Raw genomic sequence first — 18,460 nt, 5'->3', positions numbered from 1 at the left:
ACGGTGTCAGGCTTACGTACCCGGCGTCTCGCCGAGCGCCGGGCCGCGCGCAGGCGTGCCGTGCGGCGCGGGCTGATGGTGGTGGCGGCGTCGGTGGTGACCGTGGTCGGTTCGGTCACCGGAGTGATATCGGCGCTCGACTCCGGACCCGGACCCGGCGCCGGCCGGGCCCGCGCCGAGGCGGCCCGGACACCGACCCTGGCTCCCATGCCGAGGCCGGCCGCACCTTCCCCGGGCAGGGCCGCCACCAGGACGCCGACGCCGACTGCGCCGAGCACGCCCGCCCCCACCCCGACCGGGAGCAGGCAGCGGGCCGTCCCCGTGTCACCGCTCCTGTACCGCCACCCCGGCTCCCAGGTGCTGGACTGGGTCCGCGCCCACCCCGGCGATCCGCGCACCGGCCTCATCGCCGCCCGGATCGCCGGCCGGCCGGCCGCGGTGTGGTTCACCGACCCGGACCCGGACAGCGTCACCGCCCGGGTGCGGGCGGTCACCGCGGACGCGGCGGAGCGGGGCCGGGTCCCGGTGCTCGTGCCGTACGCGATCCCGGACCGGGACTGCGGCGGCGCCTCCCGCGGCGGCGCGCCGGACCTCGCGGCCTACGACACCTGGATCGACGCCTTCGCGCAGGGGCTCGGCACGGGAGAGGTGGTGATCGTCCTGGAACCGGACGCGATCGCCCAGTCCGACTGCCTGCCGGAGGCCGACCGCGCGGCCAGGTTCGCCTCGCTGGCCCGTGCCGGGCGGGTGCTGAAGGCCGCCGATCCGCAGGCCCGCGTCTACTACGACGCCGGCCACTCCGGCTGGCACCCGCCGGCCGAGCAGGCCGCCCTGCTGCGACAGGCGGGCGCGGCGGACGCCGACGGCGTCTTCAGCAACGTCTCCAACTTCCGCAGCACGGCCGACGAGATCGTCTACGACCGTCAGGTCCTCGACGCGCTCGCCGGTCCGGCGAGCCTCGGCGCGGTGATCGACACCAGCCGCAACGGCAACGGCGCCCCGCCGGACGGCCAGTGGTGCGATCCGGCCGGCCGGAAGCTCGGCCGGGCCCCGACCCTGGACACCGGCGAGGCCCGGATCGACGCCTATCTGTGGGTCAAGCTGCCGGGGGAGTCCGACGGCTGCCGGGGCGCGGCCGGGACGTTCACACCGTCGTACGCCTACGACTTGGCGCGCTGAGCCTGCTGAGTGTCGTAGCTGGAGGTGCCCTCGTCCAGCAGGGGCTCCTGCTTCTTCAGATGGGCCGGGGCGAAGGCGCGCAGTGCGTGGTAGCCGGTGATGACGACCAGGGTGCCGAGGGCGATGCCGCTGAGCGAGAAGGTGCTGGTGAACTTCATGCTGACATTGCCCACGCCGATGATGATGCCCGCGGCGGCCGGCACCAGGTTCAGCGGGTTGCGCAGGTCCACCTTGGCGTGCAACCAGATCTGGGCGCCGAGCAGGCCGATCATGCCGTACAGGATCACGGTGATGCCGCCGAGGACACCGCCGGGGATCGCGGCCACGACCGCGCCGAACTTGGGGCAGACGCCGAAGAGCAGGGCGAAGCCGGCCGCTGCCCAGTAGGCGGCGGTGGAATAGACGCGGGTCGCGGCCATCACGCCGATGTTCTCGGAGTACGTGGTGTTCGGCGGGCCACCCGCCGCGGTCGACAGCATGGAGGCGACGCCGTCCGCCGAGATCGCCGTACCGAGCTTGTCGTCCAGCGGGTCGCCGGTCATCTCGCCGACCGCCTTGACGTGCCCCGCGTTCTCCGCGACCAGGGCGATGACGACCGGCAGCGCGACCAGGACCGCCGACCACTGGAAGGACGGCCCGTGGAAGTGCGGCAGGCCGATCCAGTCGGCCTTGGAGACGCCGGAGAGGTCGAGGCGCCAGTGGTCGGTGACCTTGCCGCTCGGGCTCATGGAGTGGATCTTGCCGAAGATCCGGTCGAAGGCCCAGGAGACGCCGTACCCGAAGACCAGCCCGAGGAAGATCGCGACACGGGACCAGAAGCCGCGCAGGCAGACCACGGCCAGTCCGGTGAACAGCATGACCAGCAGGGCCGTCCACTGGTCCTGGGGCCAGTAGGTGGCGGCGGTCACCGGGGCGAGGTTGAAGCCGATCAGCATGACGACCGCGCCGGTGACGATCGGCGGCATGGCCGCGTGGATGATCCGCGCGCCGAAGCGCTGCACGGCGAGGCCCACCAGGAACAGCACCGCGCCGACCACGAGGACGGCGCCGGTCACGGTGGCGCTCGTACCGCCCTGGGCGCGGATGACGGCGGCCACGCCCACGAACGACAGGGAGCAGCCCAGATAGCTCGGAACACGACCGCGGGTGGCGAGCAGGAAGATCGCGGTGGCCACGCCCGACATCATGATGGCCAGGTTCGGGTCGAGACCCATCAGCACGGGCGCCACGAAGGAAGCGCCGAACATCGCGACCACGTGCTGGGCCCCCAGGCCCACCGTGCGGGGCCAGGACAGCCGTTCATCGGGGCGTACCACCGCTCCGGGCGCGGGCGTGCGCCCGTCACCGTGCAGTTTCCAGCGCACGCCGAGGTCCATGGTGGGTTTCGCTTTCTTACGTACCTAAGGGGGTTCCCGAACCATTGTCAGGGGTGCCTGGCACCCCACGCTTCCGAAGGGGGTTCTGAGCGGTCGCTTGGCATGCCGCCCACGCCGTCCACCTCTGGCTGGAACGGCTCGGCACCACGGGCCTGACCTACCGGGTGCTGGTCCGGCTGGATGCCACGACGCTGCGGCCGACGCCATGGACCGACGCCTTCAGGACCGTGGGCCGGGAACTGCTGCGGGCTGCGGGCTGATCTCCTTCCGCGTGCCGCGCTCGGCCGTGCGCAGCACGCCCGCGAACACCGCGAGCCCGCACGCCAGCACCGTCACCACGCAGAACGACACCACCAGGCTGGTCGCCTGGGCCACCCCGCCGATCAGGCCCGGCGCGATCAGCCCCGAGGTGTACGTGATCGTCGCCACGCCCGCTATCGCCTGGCTCGGGTTCGGCCCGGCGTGCCCGGCAGCCGCGAAGCACAGCGGGACGACCACGGCGATGCCGAGCCCCATCAGCGCGAACCCGCCCATCGCCACGGCCGGATGCCCCGCGACGACGATCAGCAGACCGCCCAGTACGGCCAGGATGCCGCCGCCCCGGACGGTGCGGACCGCGCCGAACCGGTTCACCACCGTGTCCCCGGCGATCCGGGCCAGCGCCATCGTCAGCATGAAGCCGGTCGTGCAGGCCGCCGCCACACCGGCCGAGCCGTCCAGCCGGTCCCGCAGGAACACCGCCGACCAGTCCAGGCTCGCGCCCTCCGCGAACACCGCGCAGAAGCCGATCGTGCCGATCAGCAGCGCCGAGCGCGGCGGCAGCGCGAACCGCGGCGGCGGCTCCTCGTTCTCGGCGGGCTGCAGATCCAGCACCCAGGCGCAGACCACCAGGCCGAGCACGGTGAGCACGGCAGCGGTGAGCGCGAAGTGCAGCCGGGCGTCCGAGCCGAGGTGTGCGGCGAGCGTCCCGGCCGCAGAGCCGGTCAGCGCACCCGCGCTCCACATGCCGTGCAGCCCGGACATGATCGACTTGCCGAGCAGCCGTTCGACCTCGACACCGAGCGCGTTCATCGCCACATCGGCCATGCCCGCGCTCGCGCCGTAGGCGAACATCGCCAGGCACAGGCCGTAAAGGTTCGGCGCGAGGGACGGCAGGACCAGTGACAGCGTCCACAGCGTGAGCAGCCCGCGCAGCGCCGTACGGCTGCCGAACCGGTGGCTGATCCGGCCCGCCAGCGGCATCGCGCACGAGGCGCCGAACGCCGTGAAGGCCAGCGCGAACCCCAACTGGCCCGAGCTCAGCGCGGCGTGGTCCTGGATCCACGGCACGCGCGTGGCGAACGTACCCGTCACCGCGCCGTGCACGGCGAACACGGCCGCCACGGCATACCGGGCGCGTCGCACCTCGCCACGTGCGCATCCCACGTCACCCATGTTCCCGTCCCTCCCCGAGAGTTCCCCGCCCCCCGCCGGCTTGCGCCGTAAACTATCAGGGACCCTGCCTGATAGATAGGTGATTTTACGGCCGCCGTCAGGGGCGCCACGGCTCCGGGAGGGTCGCCGATCTGGGAGGATTCCCGTCATGCCCGCATCACCCAGCACCGCCCGGGCCATCAACGACCGCCTGGCCCTGCGGCTGTTGCAGCAGGAAGGCCCGCTGACGGCAGGGCAGTTGAAACAGCTGACGGGCCTGTCCCGGCCGACGGTCGCCGACCTCGTGGAACGGCTCACCGACGCCGGGCTGATCACGGTCGTCGGCGAGTCCGGCGAACAGCGCCGCGGTCCCAACGCCCGGCTGTACGGCATCGTCGCCGACCGGGCTCACCTGGCCGCCCTCGACGTCCGCACCGGGGGTGTCTTCGTCCTGGTCGCCGACCTCGTCGGGCGGGTGCTCGCCGAGGCGTCCGTACCGATCGGCGGCGAGACCGGGACCGGACCCGCCGTGGAGCAGGCGGTGGCGGCGGTGGAGCGGACCGCGAAGGAGGCCGGAGCGGACCGGCTGCACACCGTCGGCATCGGCGCCCCCGGCCTCGTCGACCCGGCCACCGGCGATCTCCGCGACTCCGGCGGCCTGCCCGCCTGGCACCGCAGCCTGGCCGCCGCGCTGCAGGAACGTCTGCCCGGGGCCCGCGTCACCGTGGAGAACGAGACGAACCTCGCCGCGCTGGCCGAACAGCGCGAGGGTGCCGCGCGCGAGCGGGACACCTTCGTCCTGCTCTGGCTGGGCCACGGCGTGGGCGCGGCCGTCGTCCTCGACGGCACGCTCCGTCGCGGCGCCTCGGGCGGCACGGGCGAGATCGGCTTCCTGCCGGTCCCGGGAACCGTCTCGCTGCCCTCGGCGAGCGACTGCGACGGAGGCTTCCACTCACTGGCGGGCGCGGCGGCGATCGGCGCCCTGGCTGCGGAGTGCGGCCTGCCGGTACCGGCCACCATGGACGGACCGGGCGCGGCCCGCGTGCTCCGGCGGGCCGTGGCGGAGGCGGCGGAGGGGGGCTCCACTGTGTCTCGTTCGGCTGCCGGACGCCCCGCCGGCCGGTTTCTCCACGCCCTGGCGGACCGGATCGTCCTGGGGGCCGCGGCCGTGGTGGCCGTGCTCGATCCCGGGTGTGTCGTGCTCGGCGGCGAGGTCGGCCAGGCCGGCGGCGCGGTCCTCGCGGGCCTCGTGGAGGAGCGGCTCAGCCGTATGTCACCCCTGATCACCGAGGTCCGCGCCAGCACCCTCGGCGGCACGGCGGTGCTGCGCGGAGCCCTCCTGACGGCTCGGGACCGCGCCCAGGAGGACCTGTTCGCAAGGCCCCGGCCTCACCCGGGCCGGTGACCGGATGGGCCGCGGTCGCACCCGCCGACGGTGCGACCGTTCTGCACGCCGGTCGGCCGGTGGCCGTCCCGAAGACGTGGGTCCGGCCACCCGTCTCTCTTCCGTCAGCCGCCGAACCGCCGCCCCAGATACTCCTCGAACGTCGTCTTCCCCACCGCCTGTTCCGGCGTCAGCAGACCGCCCGCGCGGGCGGCGCGGTAGGTCCCGCCGAACAGCGGCACCTGCGCCACCGCCCGGCGCCGGCCGGTCGCGCGCAGGTAGGAGCGGGCCAGGGAGTCCAGGCTCCGTACCTCGGGGCCGCCCATGTCCGCCACCCGCCCGGCCGGACCGGAGAGCGCCAACGCGGCCAGGCGGTCCGCGACTTCGCCCACCTCCACCGGCTGGTCCGGCACCCCGGCCGGAACCAGCAGGACGGGCGCCTTGGCCAGCCCGCTCAGGACCGAGACCAGCAGGTCATGGAACTGGGTCGTGCGCAGAATGGTCCAGCCGAGCCCCGACGCCTCGATCTGCCGCTCCACGGCCAGCTTGGTCCGGTAGTAGCCGAGCGGCACCCGGTCGGTCCCGACGATGGAGATGTAGACCAGATGGCCCACACCGGCCCGCCGCGCCGCCGCGACGAGATGCTCGGCCGCCTTTTCGTCCCCGCCCCGCTGGGTGCTCGCGCAGTGCACCACGGTCTCCACACCGGCGAGCGCCGCATCCAGCTTGTCGCCGCCCACCCGCAGATCGACGGCGTACGGCTGTGCGTGCCGGCTGAGCACCCGCACGTCGTGCCCGTCCGCCCGCAGCCGCTGCGTCACGCACCGGCCGAGCGTGCCCGTTCCGCCGGTCACCAGGATCGTGGTCATGCCGTGTCTGTCCCTCCGGACCCGGGGCACCCCCCATCGGGGCGCCCTCCTCCGGATGAGACCGCGCGGACCCCGGAAAACGTGACATGCCCCGGCTGGCCCGGCCGGGCGACGGCAGTTGGCGGCGGTCCGGCGGCGGGCAAGGGCCGTCGTCACCGCCGCCGGACCCGACCGCACCCTAAAAGGACTAGACCAGAACGGTCAATGGATCCGGACCAGGTCAAGCCGCCCCGGCCGCCTGGCAGTTGTGCGACGTGACTCCGCCGCGCAAGGCCGGTGACACGCGCTGTGAGGGAACCCACACCCTCCACCTGTCTGGACGGTCGTTCGGCGTGGCACACTGGCCCTGTACCAGAAGCAGCGCACTCCGGGGTCGGTGAAAGTCCGAACCGGCGGTTACAGTCCGCGACCCGGTCGCTTCCAGCGGCCGGTTGACCAGGTGAAATTCCTGGACCGACGGTTAAAGTCCGGATGGGAGGCAGTGCGCGGCGGGCGGGCATGCGTCTTTCCGTGTGCGCGCCGCCGTATCTGGGCGCGTCCGTATGCGGACGGGTCCGTTCCGGCGACGCCCCGGTGTGTGCTCACCCGTAGATTCTGTCGTCATCGACAGGCCCCGGAGTCCGTGCCCGAAGAGGCAGGAGGACCCGGGAAGTGTTCACCGGAATCGTCGAAGAGCTGGGTGAGGTCACCGCCGTCGAGAACCTCGACGACGCCTCCCGCTTCCGGCTCCGTGGCCCCGTCGTGACCGAGGGCGCGCAGCACGGCGACTCCATCGCCGTGAACGGGGTCTGTCTCACCGTCGTGGAGCACGAGGGCGACGAGTTCACCGCCGATGTGATGGCGGAGACCCTGAAGCGTTCCAGCCTCGGCGCACTCACCGTCGGCTCCCGCGTCAACCTGGAGCGCCCCACCGCTGTCGGCACGCGCCTCGGCGGGCACATCGTGCAGGGCCATGTCGACGGCACCGGCGAGGTGCTGGCGCGCACGCCCTCCGAGAACTGGGAGATCGTCAAGATCTCGCTCCCGGCGGACCTCTCCCGCTACGTCGTCGAGAAGGGCTCCATCACCGTCGACGGCATCAGCCTCACCGTCGTCGAGGCCGGCCCCGACTACTTCACCGTCAGCCTCATCCCCACCACCCTCGCCCTGACCACGCTCGGCGTGAAGCAGCCCGGCGACCCGGTCAACCTCGAGGTCGACGTCATCGCCAAGTACGTCGAGCGGCTCCTCGGCGACCGCGCCCAGGGAGCCACCCGGTGAACTGGATGAACTCCGAGGCCTTCACCCTCTTCGGCCAGCACATCATCTGGTCGGACATGGTCGGCAACATCCTCGGCCTGATCACCCTCGCCCTCGGCTGGCGCCGCTCCCTGTGGACCTGGCTCGTGCAGTTCCTCTCCGGCCTCGTCCTCTTCGCCGCCTTCTACGGCCACCTGACCGGCAGCGCCGGCAAGCAGGCCGTCGTCATGGCCGTAGCCGTGTACGGCTGGTGGCAGTGGCGGCGCCACCAGGGCCGGACCGCCGACGGACACATCACACCCCGGTTCGCCGGCTGGCGCGAGCGCGCGGTGATGCTCGGCGCGGCCGCCGCCGGCACGGTCGCCGTCGCCCTGCTCTTCACGGCCTACCCGTCCCTGTCCTGGGACCCCTGGCCCGACGCCTACATCTTCGTCGGCACCATCGTCGCCATGTACGCCCAGGCCAAGGGCATGGTCGAGTTCTGGATCGCCTGGCTGCTCGTCGACCTCGTCGGCGTACCCCTCAACTTCGCCAACGGCTACGCGTTTTCCGGCTTCGTCTACGTCATCTACGGCGCACTCGTCCTGTGGGGCATGCGCGACTGGTGGCTGCGCTCCCGCAGGAGCTCGCAGCCCGTCCTGGAAGGAGCTCCGGCATGACCTCGGCACCGCTGCTGTACGACACCGCCGACTTCGAGGAGTTCACGCTCGACCCGGTCGAGCAGGCCATCGCCGACATCGCGGCCGGCCGGCCGGTCGTCGTCGTGGACGACGAGGACCGGGAGAACGAGGGCGACCTCGTCATCGCGGCCGAACACGCGACCCCCGAGATCGTCGCGTTCATGATGAGCGAGTGCCGGGGGCTCATCTGCGCCCCCATGGAGCCCGAGGAGCTCGACCGGCTCCAGCTCCCGCAGATGGTCCAGGACAACACCGAGTCGATGAAAACCGCGTTCACCGTCTCCGTGGACGCCTCCGCCGCCCACGGCGTGAGCACCGGCATCTCGGCCTCCGACCGCGCCACCACGCTCCAGCTGCTGGCCGGCGGCACCGCCGAACCCACCGACTTCGTCCGCCCCGGCCACGTCTTCCCGCTGCGCGCCAGGCCCGGCGGCGTCCTGGTCCGCAACGGCCACACCGAGGCCGCCGTCGACCTCGCCCGGCTCGCGGGTCTGCGCCCGGCCGGTGCCATCGTGGAAATCGCCGGTGAGGACGGCCGTATGCTGCGGCTGCCCGAGCTGATCCCGTTCGCCCGCAAGCACGGGCTGACGATCATCTCCATCGAGGACCTGATCGCCTACCGCCGCGGCAGCGAGCCCACCGTCCGCCGCGAGGCCGAGACCCGCCTGCCCACCGCGCACGGCACCTTCACCGCCTACGGCTACCGGTCCACCGTCGACGGCGTCGAGCACGTCGCCCTCGTGCACGGCGAGATCGGCGCCGGCGAGGACGTCCTGGTCCGCGTCCACTCCGAATGCCTCACCGGTGACGTCTTCTCGTCCCTGCGCTGCGACTGCGGCCCCCAGCTGGACACCGCCCTCGAACGGATCCAGGCCGAGGGCAGGGGAGTGGTGGTCTACCTGCGCGGCCACGAAGGGCGCGGCATCGGCCTGCTGTCCAAGCTGCGGGCGTACGAACTCCAGGAGCAGGGCCGCGACACCCTCGACGCCAACCTCGAACTCGGGCTGCCCGCCGACGCCCGCGACTACGGCGCCGGCGCGCAGATCCTCGCCGACCTCGGCGTGCGCAGCGTCCGCCTGATGACCAACAACCCCGAGAAGACCGACGCACTGCTGCGCCACGGCCTCAAGGTCAGCAGCCGTGAGCCGATGCCCGTCCAGGCGGGCGAGCACAACCTCCGCTACCTGCGCACCAAGCGGGACCGGATGGGGCACGACCTGCCCTGGCTGGACACACCTGCCGTATCCACCTGCGGCAACCAGTAAGCAAGCGAGAAAGCACTTAGGAGAGACGTGAGCGGCAAGGGTGCACCGGAACTGTCCGTACGCAACGCGAGCGACCTCAGGGTCGCCGTCATCGCGGCGCAATGGCACGAGAAGGTGATGGACGGTCTGGTGAACGGCGCCCTGCGCGCCCTGCACGACCTGGGGATCGACGAGCCGACCCTGATCCGGGTTCCCGGCAGCTTCGAACTGCCGGTCGCCGCCAAGGTTCTCGCGGGCCGCGGCTACGACGCGGTGGTCGCCCTCGGCGTCGTCATCCGCGGCGGCACCCCCCACTTCGACTACGTGTGCCAGGGCGTCACCCAGGGCCTCACCCAGGTCAGCGTCGAGACCGGCGTCCCCGTCGGCTTCGGTGTGCTCACCTGCGACACCGAGGAGCAGGCCCTGGACCGGGCGGGCATCGAGGGCTCGAACGAGGACAAGGGTCACGAGGCGGTGACCGCGGCGGTCGCGACCGCGGCCACGCTCCGTTCAGTATCCGAACCCTGGCACTAGGCCGACCGCCTTAGCGGCTAGGGTGGGCCCATCATGTCCAAGAAGACGTTCGAGGAGCTCTTCACCGAGCTCCAGCACAAGGCCGCCCACGGCGATCCCGCCACCTCCCGCACCGCAGAGCTGGTCGGCAAGGGCGTCCATGCCATCGGCAAGAAGGTCGTCGAAGAGGCCGCCGAGGTCTGGATGGCCGCCGAGTACGAGGGCAAGGAGGCGGCCGCCGAGGAGATCTCGCAGCTGCTGTACCACGTCCAGGTGATGATGGTCGCCCGCGGGATCTCCCTGGACGACGTCTACGCCCACCTCTGAGCCGTACCCGCACACAGTCCCGTAGAGAACGAGCAAAGGAAGCCGACCTCATGCTGCGCATCGCCGTCCCCAACAAGGGTTCACTGTCCGGCCCTGCGGCGGAGATGCTGCATGAGGCCGGCTACCAGCAGCGCCGGGAGTCCAAGGAACTGCGGATCGTCGACCCGGAGAACGAGGTCGAGTTCTTCTACCTCCGCCCCCGCGACATCGCGATCTACGTCGCCTCCGGCCGCCTCGACCTGGGCATCACCGGCCGCGATCTGCTGATCGACTCCGGCGCGGACGCCGAGGAGATCCTGCCGCTCGGCTTCGCCCGCTCCACCTTCCGCTTCGCAGCCAAGCCGGGCACCGCGAACGGCATCGAGGACCTCAAGGGCAAGACGGTCGCCACCTCGTACGAAGGGATCGTCGCGGGGCACCTCGCGGACAGCGGCGTCGACGCCTCCGTCGTCCACCTGGACGGTGCCGTGGAGACCGCCATCGAGCTGGGCGTCGCCGAGGTCATCGCGGACGTCGTCGAGACCGGCACCAGCCTGCGCAACGCGGGCCTGGAGGTCTTCGGCGAGCCGATCATGAAGTCCGAGGCGATCGTCATCCGCCGCACCGGAGCCGGCGCGGACGCGGCCGTCGAGCCGAAGGTGCAGCAGTTCCTGCGCCGCCTCCAGGGCGTCCTGGTCGCCCGGACGTACGTGATGATGGACTACGACTGCCGCGTCGAGCAGCTGGAGAAGGCCGTCGCGCTCACCCCCGGCCTGGAGTCCCCGACCGTCTCCCCGCTGCACAACGAGGGCTGGGTCGCCGTCCGCGCCATGGTCCCCGCCAAGGAGGCGCAGCGGATCATGGACGACCTCTACGCCATCGGCGCCCGCGCCATCCTCACCACGGCCATCCACGCCTGCCGCCTGTAAGGGGTACGCACCGCGATGTCCGACACCTCCACCCTTCCCTCGCTTCCCGTCACCTTCCGGCCGGGCCACACCCGGGCCATCCTGCTCACCGCCGGTGCCGCGATCTTCCTGACCATCTCCGGGGTCTCCCTGCTGCTGGAGCAGCTGGGCCCGGGGGAGCGGGCCAGCTTCATCGTCACCGGGGCGCTGATCTTCTGGGTGCTGGCCCAGCTGGCCCGGGTGAGGGTCGTCGCCGACGAGTCCGGCGTCACCGTGGTGAACATCGCCAGCAAGCGGCGCCTGGCCTGGGCGGAGATCCTTCAGGTGAACCTCCGTCCGGGCGACCCGTGGGTGTTCCTCAACCTCAGCGACGGCACCAGCCTGCCCGCGCTCGGCATCCAGCCGGGCCTCGCCAAACAGCGCGCCATCGCCGACGCGCAGGCCCTGCGAGCCCTTGCCGAAGCCCACTCCGGGGCCCACCCGGTCGAAGATCAGGGCTGACTCGGGGGTGCCCACCCTGCCCGAGTGGCCCCTGTCTTGATTAATCTGGTGGCGGAGGCCTCTTCGCTGCGCCTCCGCCCCTGCGTGCCGCCCGGTGCACAGGGGTTCCTGCTACCCGAGGAGTGACTCCCTCCAGCGATGGACGGATCGTCCTGTAGTACCTGCGCCGCCCCGACCCGACATACCGGGAAGGCGGTGGCAGCGTGACCATCCCCCTGCTGCTCCTCGGAGCGGCCTTCCTGCTGATCCTCGCCAACGGCTTCTTCGTGGCCGCGGAGTTCGGTCTGGTGACCGTCGAGTCGACGGACGCCGAGAAGGCCGCCGCCGAGGGCGACCGACGGGCCCGTAGGGTCGCCGAGTCGCTCAAGGAGCTGTCCTTCCAGCTCTCCGGCACCCAGCTCGGCATCACCATCACCTCTCTGGTCGTCGGCATGCTCGCCGAACCGGCGCTGGCCGAGCTGCTGCACGGCCCATTCGCCGCGCTCGGCATCCCGGGCGGCGCCGTCTCCGGTGTCGCCGTGGTCGTCGGCATGCTGCTGGCCTCCGCGATCCAGATGGTGATCGGCGAACTCGTGCCCAAGAACTGGGCCGTGTCCAAGCCGCTGCAGGTCGCGCGGTTCGTGGCCGGCCCGCAGCATCACTTCTCCCGGCTGTTCCGCCCGGTCATCGCCGCGCTCAACACGGTCGCCAACCGGCTGGTGCGCGCGCTCGGCGTCGAGCCCGCCGACGAGCTGGCCTCCGCCCGCACCCCGGGCGAACTCGTCTCCCTGGCCCGGCACTCCGCCCAGGCGGGCGCCCTGGAGCAGGACACGGCCGACCTGTTCGTCCGCACCCTGTCGCTGGGCGAGCTGACCGCGCAGCACGTCATGACCCCGCGCGTGAAGGTCAGCGCCTTGCAGGACACGGCCACCGCCGAGGACGTCGTCAACCTCACCCGGGCCACCGGCCTGTCCCGCTTCCCCGTCTACCGGGAGAAGATCGACGACATCGTCGGCATGGCCCACCTCAAGGACGCCCTGGCGGTCTCCGTGCACGACCGGCTGCGCACCCCGGTCAGCCGTATCGCCCGCAAGGCCCTCCTCGTCCCCGAGACCCTGCCCGTCCAGCCGCTCCTCGCGCGGCTGCGCAGCGAGCAGCCGATCGCGGTCGTTGTCGACGAGTACGGCGGCACGGCCGGCGTGGTCACCCTGGAGGACATCGTCGAGGAACTCGTCGGCGAGGTCCGCGACGAGCACGACGCCAAGGACGTGCCCGAGCTGCTGCCGGCCCCGCCCGAGGACGGCCGGCCCGCCTGGGACGTGGACGGCAGCTGCCGCGTCGACATCCTGCAGCGCATAGGCCTCGACGTACCCGAGGGGCCGTACGAGACGGTCGCCGGACTGGTCGCCGACCTGCTCGGCCGGATCCCGGCCCCCGGCGACCGCGCCGAACTGCCCGGCTGGCGGCTCTCCGTCCGCCAGGTGGGCCACTACCGCGCCGAACGGGTCCGCCTGGTCAGGACGGTCCCGTCGGTGAACGTGATGGAGGCCGTCCGATGAGCGTCCTCCAACTGGTCTTCGCCGCGCTGCTCGTCCTCGCCAACGGCTTCTTCGTCGGCGCCGAATTCGCGCTGGTCTCCGTCCGCCGCAGCCAGATCGAACCGCTCGGCACCGCCCGCGCCCGCCAGGTGCTGTACGGCCTGGAGCGGCTGCCGCAGATGATGGCCGCGGCCCAGTTCGGCATCACCGTCTGCTCCCTGACGCTGGGCGCGGTGGCCGAGCCGACGGTGGCGCGGCTGCTTGAACCGGTGTTCGAGGCGGTGCACCTGCCCGACGGCGTGATCCATCCGCTCGGCTATGTGATCGCGTTGGCCGCGGTGGTCTTCTTCCACCTGGTCATCGGTGAGATGGTGCCGAAGAACCTGGCGATGGCGGCCCCCGAGAAGGCGGCGCTGTGGCTGAGCCCGGGCCTGGTCTGGTTCGCCCGCCTGTGCAAGCCGATCACGGTGTCCCTCGGCGCCTGCGCCCAGGCCGTCCTGCGCCTCTTCCGGGTCGAGCCCAAGGACGAGGTGGAGGCCGTGGTCACCAGCGAGCAGCTCAACCGCCTGCTGGAGGACTCCGGCCAGGCGGGCCTGCTCGACCCCGAGGAGCGGGAACGCCTGGAGGACGCGCTGGAGCTGGGCTCCCGTCCGGTGACGGACGTCCTGCTGCGCCGGGAGTCCCTGGTCACGGTGAACCCGGCGATCACCCCGGGTCAGATCGTCGAGCTGACGGCCCGCACGGGGTACTCCCGCTTCCCGGTCGCCGCGACGGACAAGGGTCCCTTCATGGGGTACGTCCACGTCAAGGACGTCCTGGACCTGGAGGACTCCGACCGGGCGGTGCCGCAGCACGTGTGGCGGCCCATGACGACGCTGCGGGCCGAGCTGCCGCTCGACGACGCACTGACCGTCATGCGCCGAGCGGCCACGCATCTGGCCCAGGTCGCCGATGCGTCCGGCAAGGTGCTGGGCCTCGTCGCCCTGGAGGACGTGCTGGAGATGCTGGTCGGTGAGGTACGGGATCCGGCGCACCGGGAGAGGCGCGACGTGAAACTGACGGAGCCCAGGGTCAGTGGGGAGCCGGAGGGAGCGCTCGCCTAGGAGCTCGGACGGTGGCGGGGAGCTGCGCGGCTGCCGGTGCGTCGTGGCTGGTCGCGCAGTCCCCCGCAGCTACATGGCCGACGGATCCTGGGGGCCTCGGCCCGACAGGACCTCTCCGTACGCCTGCATCAAGTCGGGCAACCGCAGCGTGACCAGGTCCTCCCGGGACAGCGAACCCGCATACGTCGACAACCGAAGATCCCGGTAGGCACAGCTCTTCTCGTACAGCGTCCGCAGGAACCGCCCGTTCCCCAACTCGTCGATCCACCCCTGATCGACCACGTGCCCGGCGATCGAGCGCAGCTCCTCCAGCGCCTCGTCGTCCCACACGTCCCCGTTCTCCGCCGCGAGCACCTTGCCGATCTCGGTGAGTTCCAGCGGCCGGTAGGAGGGGAAGTCGACCCGGGTCGTGAACCGGGACGACAGTCCGGGGTTCGCCGCCAGCAGCCGGTCCATGCCCTCCGGATAGCCGGCGAGGATCACCACCAGATGGTCCCGGTTGTCCTCGGCCCGCTTCAACAGCACCTGCAAGGCCTCGTCGCCGTACGCGTCGCCCTTGCCGTACCCCGAGTTGGACAGCGAGTACGCCTCGTCCACGAACAGCACTCCACCGATCGCGGAGTCGATCAGCTCGTTGGCCTTCACGGCCGTCTGCCCCAGGTACTCGCCGACCAGATCGGCCCGCTGGGCCTCGACCAGGTGGTCACCGCCGAGCAGCCCGAGGGCGTAGAAGACCCGTCCGAGGATCCGGGCCACCGTGGTCTTCCCCGTCCCCGACGGCCCCGAGAAGACGAAATGCCGTTTCGGCGGCTGCACCGGCAGCCCCTGCCCGGCCCGCAGCCGAGCCATGTTCAACACCGCGGACAACGCCTTGACCTGGCGTTTCACCGGCTCCAGCCCCACCATGCGCTCCAGCTCGGCGAGCGCCTCCTCAAGCAGGGCCGGATCGGTCGGCCCGGCCGGGATCGGCAAGGACGAGACACCCGTCTTCACCCGCACCGCCGGGTCGGCCACCGACGGCAGGGGCCCCGTCGGCAGATCCGGCTCCGGCAGCCGCAGATCCCGGCCCTCGGTGCCGAAGACGGGGTCGTACCCGTCCGGGCCGTCCACGCTGTCCTGCCCGGCACCCGTCAGGGTGATCGCGGCGAGGTCTGCGGTGTCGTCGTACCCGTCGCCCTCGGCGATCGCCGCGAGCCGCGCCGAAGTGTCCATGAACGCCGGGTCGACGCGGTGCACCGCCCGGTAGAGGGGGAGCGCCGCGGCACTGCGGCCCGTGCCCTCGTGCGCCCGGGCCAGCCAGTAGCGCAGCTCCTTGCGCTGCGGCTGCTCACTGCGGCAGCGCATCAGAGCCGCCGACAGCAGCGGTTCGGCCTGGCCGTACATCTCCAGCCGCACCCGGGCCATGCCGCCGAACAGGCCGGCCTCGATGCCGAGCATGGGGTCGTCCAGCAGCGGGTCGGTGTGCCGTACCAGCTGGTCCCAGTCCTTGACCAGATAGGAGCGGCAGGCGTGCAGGAAGCGGACCTGGGGGTCGGTGTCGACCGGGGGCAGTCCGGCGAGGGCGCGGTCCAGCTCGGGCACGTGCCGGCCGTCCAGCCAGTGCGAGGCGTGCGCCAGCAGCAGATCACGCGGGCTCTCCAGCACCGGTTGCACCCACCAGCCCAGCCAGTACCAGGAGTTGAGTGTCCGGCGGTGCCGGGCGCGCTGTTCGCCGAAGCGGTCGCGGTGCCGGAACATCCTGAGCAGCGAGGTCGTCGTGTCGACCCGGAGCGCGTGCAGTCCGAGCCAGCCGTCCGCCATCCCGGGGTCCATCCGCACCGCGGCGCGGAACTCCTCCTCCGCGTGCGGATAAGCGCCCATCGTGTAGGCGTCCACCCCCCGCAGCCAGGCCAGGTCGGCCGGGGCCTCGGGGCCCTGCGTGCCGAAGTCCATCCCGTCCCCCCACAGACCGTGCCCCCGTGGTTCACCACCGGGCAGTCGCCCGGCGGCCGCCGCGCATCGAACCGCCGTGCCGCGGACCGGAGTTACCAGTGCGCGAGGCGGCCGCGAAGGTCGCACCGAGGGCATCGTACCCGCGCGAAGACCGCGTGCCGAAGGGTGCCGCGCAGGCCGTTCGACGAGGTGGGAGCAGACGGGGCGCACAGGGTTTCGTGACCGAGGGTGAGCGGATCGGTGCGCCGGGCGGCCGGAAAAGCGTCCGCGGGCAGAACGAAGCCCCCGATCACGGGGGAACAACCGGGGGCTTCGCGTCTGTGAGCGGCTCCAAAGGCCGCACATTGAGAACGTAAGACCTGTACGGCCCCCGGGTCAAGCCGAGTTGAGGCCTTCGGGGAAGTTCGTCCGGACGGGTCTTCACACCTTCACCACAATGCGGACGGCCCGTCACTCTGGGTCATGCTTTGGTCCGGTCCACGGGTTGACGCCGGCCCCGGCAGCACCTCATACCCCTCAGGTGTCTGATGCACCAGAAGATCGGCATGGGGGCGTGAGGGGTCCACAGCGAAGTGCGCGTGCTCCGCCGCGACCCAGCCTTCCCAGAACTCCCGCTGCTCCGCCCCGTCCCGCAGCCGGCCGCGCGTCCAGGACTCGTCCCGCGGCAGCTCCATCCACAGCAGCAGGGCCAGGTGCGGCCGCAGCGCCCGGCGACCTGCGCCGACACCCTCGACCAGGACCACCGGCGCCGCCGGCAGCGGGCGTGGCGCGGTGAACGCGCGGGCCCGCCAGTCGTACGGCGTGTAGTGCGCGCTCTCGCCGCGGGCGAGCGGCTGGATCACCTGGGTCATGAGCCGGTCGGTCCACTCGAAGAGCTGCTCGTGGCTGGCGATGTCGTCCAGATGCAGTACCGGAGCCCCGCCGAGCACGGCGGCCAGGTGCCCGGCGAAGGTGGACTTCCCCGAGCCGGCGTGTCCGTCGACGCCGATCAGCCGGACCGGCCCTACGGAGGGGGGAAGCCCGCGCAGTCGGGCGGCGAGGTCGAGAATGATGGTTCCCCGGTGTGGGTCGATGTGGGCGGTTTTCCGGAAACAGTCTAGTAGCGGCCCATGGCGGCCGGACCGCCGAGGCCGCCGCACCGGAAAACGTCGGGGTTTGAATCATCGGCTGGCAGCCAGCCAATGGCTCGGATAAACATTCGCGAATCCCCTGACCGATATGTCGAATTCGGCGTTCCGGGTGCGCCCGTAGCTGAGTAAGGTGCCTCCAGCGCAACCGGTGTGCGTGGTACGGGGACTGGCAGGGGGACATGGCCGCGGGGTTATTCGAAGGGCACTATGTGTGGCATCCGGCGGCCGACGACCGTGTCCTGGCGAGCGTATGCGTCGATGTGCGCGCCGGACGTTATCGATACGCGTACGAGGCCCTCGCCGAGACGCGTTCCGACTTCGCCCTGCGCGCTCACCGGTCGCTGGTGCTCGCCTCCGAGGCGGCCGGCACCGATCTGGTCGAGCGCTGGCTCGCCGAGGAGCCGACGCCCGAGGCGGCGCTGATGTGGGCCCGGGTCGCGGTGCAGCGTGCCCTGCGGGCCGCCGACGCGCGCGACGAGCGCGCCGAGGCGCTGGAGCGGATCGCGCTGACCGCCTGCGACCGGGCCGCCGCCCTGGCCCCCGAGGACCCCACGCCCTGGGTCGCCAAGCTCGCCATGGCCCGGCTGCACCGGCTGCGCGACCCCGCCCCGCAGGGCCTGCTCACCGCCCCGCCCGGTCCCTGGCGGCTGTTCTCGCACATCCTGTCCCTGGATCCCTGGCACCGCGAGGGCCATCACCGCTTCCTGTCGTGCTTCTTCACGCGCCACGGCGGTTCGGTCAACGCGGCCTGGGACGTGGCCGCCTTCCTCAGTCAGCGGGCGCCCGCCGACTCCGCCCTCCGGCTGCTGCCGCTGGTGGCCCTGGTGGAGAGCTACAACCCCACGCAGCTGCTCGCCGACCGCGTCTGGGAACAGCCGCAGTGGCGTTCCACCGCGCTGGCGATCTACCACAACTGGCTGCCGGCCGCCGCGGGTTACCGCTTCACGCCGGTGCTCGACCTGGCCTACCTCGCGCATGCACTGGTGATGGCCCAGCGCGAGTTCGAGGCCCGGGCGGTGTTCACGGCGATGGGCCCGTACGCCTCGCGCATGCCCTGGAGCGTCTTCGGCGACCCCGCCGAACAGCTCTCCCGGGCCCGACGTGCCTGCGGCCTGCCCGTTCCGCGACCCGACTGACCCTGTTCGTTCGTCCCTGCTCCCCATCGA

17 protein-coding genes, 1 pseudogene and 1 riboswitch are annotated in these 18,460 nt (G+C 71.9%); of the genes and pseudogenes, 13 read left to right on the top strand and 5 right to left on the bottom strand.

What is annotated here, in order from left to right:
- Positions 1-3: 3 nt before the first annotated feature.
- Positions 4-1,179: a glycoside hydrolase family 6 protein gene (locus ACZ41I_RS23000; protein WP_468514938.1), complete on the top strand. Its 1,176-nt coding sequence runs from the start codon at positions 4-6 to the stop codon at positions 1,177-1,179.
- On the opposite strand, the gene ACZ41I_RS22995 is transcribed toward ACZ41I_RS23000, so the two are convergent.
- Positions 1,161-2,555, bottom strand: a complete 1,395-nt coding sequence (locus ACZ41I_RS22995; RefSeq protein WP_399771431.1) for a uracil-xanthine permease family protein — start codon at positions 2,553-2,555, stop codon at positions 1,161-1,163. The genes ACZ41I_RS23000 and ACZ41I_RS22995 overlap by 19 nt on opposite strands.
- A gap of 107 nt (positions 2,556-2,662) precedes the next feature.
- On the opposite strand from ACZ41I_RS22995, the pseudogene ACZ41I_RS22990 reads away from it, so the two are divergent.
- A pseudogene (locus ACZ41I_RS22990) lies at positions 2,663-2,815 on the top strand (acyl-CoA thioesterase); the annotation flags it as partial.
- Here the strand turns inward: ACZ41I_RS22990 and ACZ41I_RS22985 are convergent.
- Entirely contained in the window at positions 2,775-3,989 is a 1,215-nt protein-coding gene (locus ACZ41I_RS22985; RefSeq protein ID WP_468514937.1) for an MFS transporter, read from the bottom strand. The pseudogene ACZ41I_RS22990 and the gene ACZ41I_RS22985 overlap by 41 nt on opposite strands.
- 148 nt (positions 3,990-4,137) lie before the next feature.
- Between ACZ41I_RS22985 and ACZ41I_RS22980 the strand changes: the two genes are divergently transcribed.
- Entirely contained in the window at positions 4,138-5,373 is a 1,236-nt protein-coding gene (locus ACZ41I_RS22980) for an ROK family transcriptional regulator (protein ID WP_468514936.1), read from the top strand.
- A 104-nt stretch (positions 5,374-5,477) separates the two neighbouring features.
- On the opposite strand, the gene ACZ41I_RS22975 is transcribed toward ACZ41I_RS22980, so the two are convergent.
- A complete protein-coding gene (locus ACZ41I_RS22975) occupies positions 5,478-6,221 on the bottom strand; it encodes an SDR family oxidoreductase (RefSeq protein WP_468321453.1) in 744 nt (247 codons plus the stop codon).
- Positions 6,222-6,579: 358 nt separating this feature from the next.
- Positions 6,580-6,710, top strand: a riboswitch (FMN riboswitch).
- A 162-nt stretch (positions 6,711-6,872) separates the two neighbouring features.
- Here ACZ41I_RS22975 and ACZ41I_RS22970 point away from each other — a divergent pair.
- From ACZ41I_RS22970 to ACZ41I_RS22930, 9 genes are all read left to right on the top strand, one after another.
- Positions 6,873-7,481 carry a riboflavin synthase gene (locus ACZ41I_RS22970; RefSeq protein ID WP_363217184.1) on the top strand — a complete coding sequence of 203 codons (609 nt, stop codon included), beginning with the start codon at positions 6,873-6,875 and terminating at the stop codon, positions 7,479-7,481.
- The gene (locus ACZ41I_RS22965; protein WP_468514935.1) at positions 7,478-8,119 is read left to right on the top strand and encodes a nicotinamide mononucleotide transporter family protein; all 642 of its coding nucleotides are present in this window, start codon (positions 7,478-7,480) and stop codon (positions 8,117-8,119) included. The genes ACZ41I_RS22970 and ACZ41I_RS22965 overlap by 4 nt, the downstream gene beginning before the upstream one ends.
- A complete protein-coding gene (locus ACZ41I_RS22960; RefSeq protein ID WP_363217186.1) occupies positions 8,116-9,405 on the top strand; it encodes a bifunctional 3,4-dihydroxy-2-butanone-4-phosphate synthase/GTP cyclohydrolase II in 1,290 nt (429 codons plus the stop codon). The genes ACZ41I_RS22965 and ACZ41I_RS22960 overlap by 4 nt, the downstream gene beginning before the upstream one ends.
- A gap of 27 nt (positions 9,406-9,432) precedes the next feature.
- Positions 9,433-9,918, top strand: a complete 486-nt coding sequence (gene ribH, locus ACZ41I_RS22955) for a 6,7-dimethyl-8-ribityllumazine synthase (protein WP_363217187.1) — start codon at positions 9,433-9,435, stop codon at positions 9,916-9,918.
- A gap of 33 nt (positions 9,919-9,951) precedes the next feature.
- On the top strand, positions 9,952-10,224 hold the full coding sequence (locus tag ACZ41I_RS22950; RefSeq protein WP_007491392.1) for a phosphoribosyl-ATP diphosphatase: 273 nt from the start codon (positions 9,952-9,954) through the stop codon (positions 10,222-10,224).
- Positions 10,225-10,274: 50 nt separating this feature from the next.
- A complete protein-coding gene (gene hisG, locus ACZ41I_RS22945) occupies positions 10,275-11,132 on the top strand; it encodes an ATP phosphoribosyltransferase (protein WP_363217188.1) in 858 nt (285 codons plus the stop codon).
- Positions 11,133-11,147: 15 nt separating this feature from the next.
- Complete coding sequence (locus tag ACZ41I_RS22940; RefSeq protein ID WP_363217189.1) at positions 11,148-11,612, top strand: PH domain-containing protein; 465 nt, start codon at positions 11,148-11,150, stop codon at positions 11,610-11,612.
- A 203-nt stretch (positions 11,613-11,815) separates the two neighbouring features.
- Positions 11,816-13,150, top strand: coding sequence for a hemolysin family protein (locus tag ACZ41I_RS22935; RefSeq protein WP_399771445.1), 1,335 nt, complete (start codon positions 11,816-11,818; stop codon positions 13,148-13,150).
- On the top strand, positions 13,147-14,232 hold the full coding sequence (locus ACZ41I_RS22930) for a hemolysin family protein (protein WP_363217191.1): 1,086 nt from the start codon (positions 13,147-13,149) through the stop codon (positions 14,230-14,232). Before ACZ41I_RS22935 ends, ACZ41I_RS22930 begins: the two co-directional genes overlap by 4 nt.
- Positions 14,233-14,301: 69 nt before the next feature.
- Here ACZ41I_RS22930 and ACZ41I_RS22925 read toward each other — a convergent pair whose 3' ends face one another.
- Together ACZ41I_RS22925 and ACZ41I_RS22920 are read right to left on the bottom strand one after the other, a co-directional pair.
- On the bottom strand, positions 14,302-16,164 hold the full coding sequence (locus ACZ41I_RS22925) for an AAA family ATPase (protein WP_399771450.1): 1,863 nt from the start codon (positions 16,162-16,164) through the stop codon (positions 14,302-14,304).
- A 428-nt stretch (positions 16,165-16,592) separates the two neighbouring features.
- A complete protein-coding gene (locus tag ACZ41I_RS22920; protein ID WP_468515038.1) occupies positions 16,593-17,237 on the bottom strand; it encodes a uridine kinase family protein in 645 nt (214 codons plus the stop codon).
- Positions 17,238-17,473: 236 nt separating this feature from the next.
- Between ACZ41I_RS22920 and ACZ41I_RS22915 the strand changes: the two genes are divergently transcribed.
- Positions 17,474-18,430, top strand: a complete 957-nt coding sequence (locus tag ACZ41I_RS22915; RefSeq protein WP_399771453.1) for a hypothetical protein — start codon at positions 17,474-17,476, stop codon at positions 18,428-18,430.
- Positions 18,431-18,460: the final 30 nt, after the last annotated feature.

It is taken from the genome of Streptomyces sp. NPDC030799, assembly GCF_055572255.1.
The sequence above is the reverse complement of the archived record's forward strand: the minus strand, read 5'-3'. Positions and strand labels throughout refer to the sequence as shown.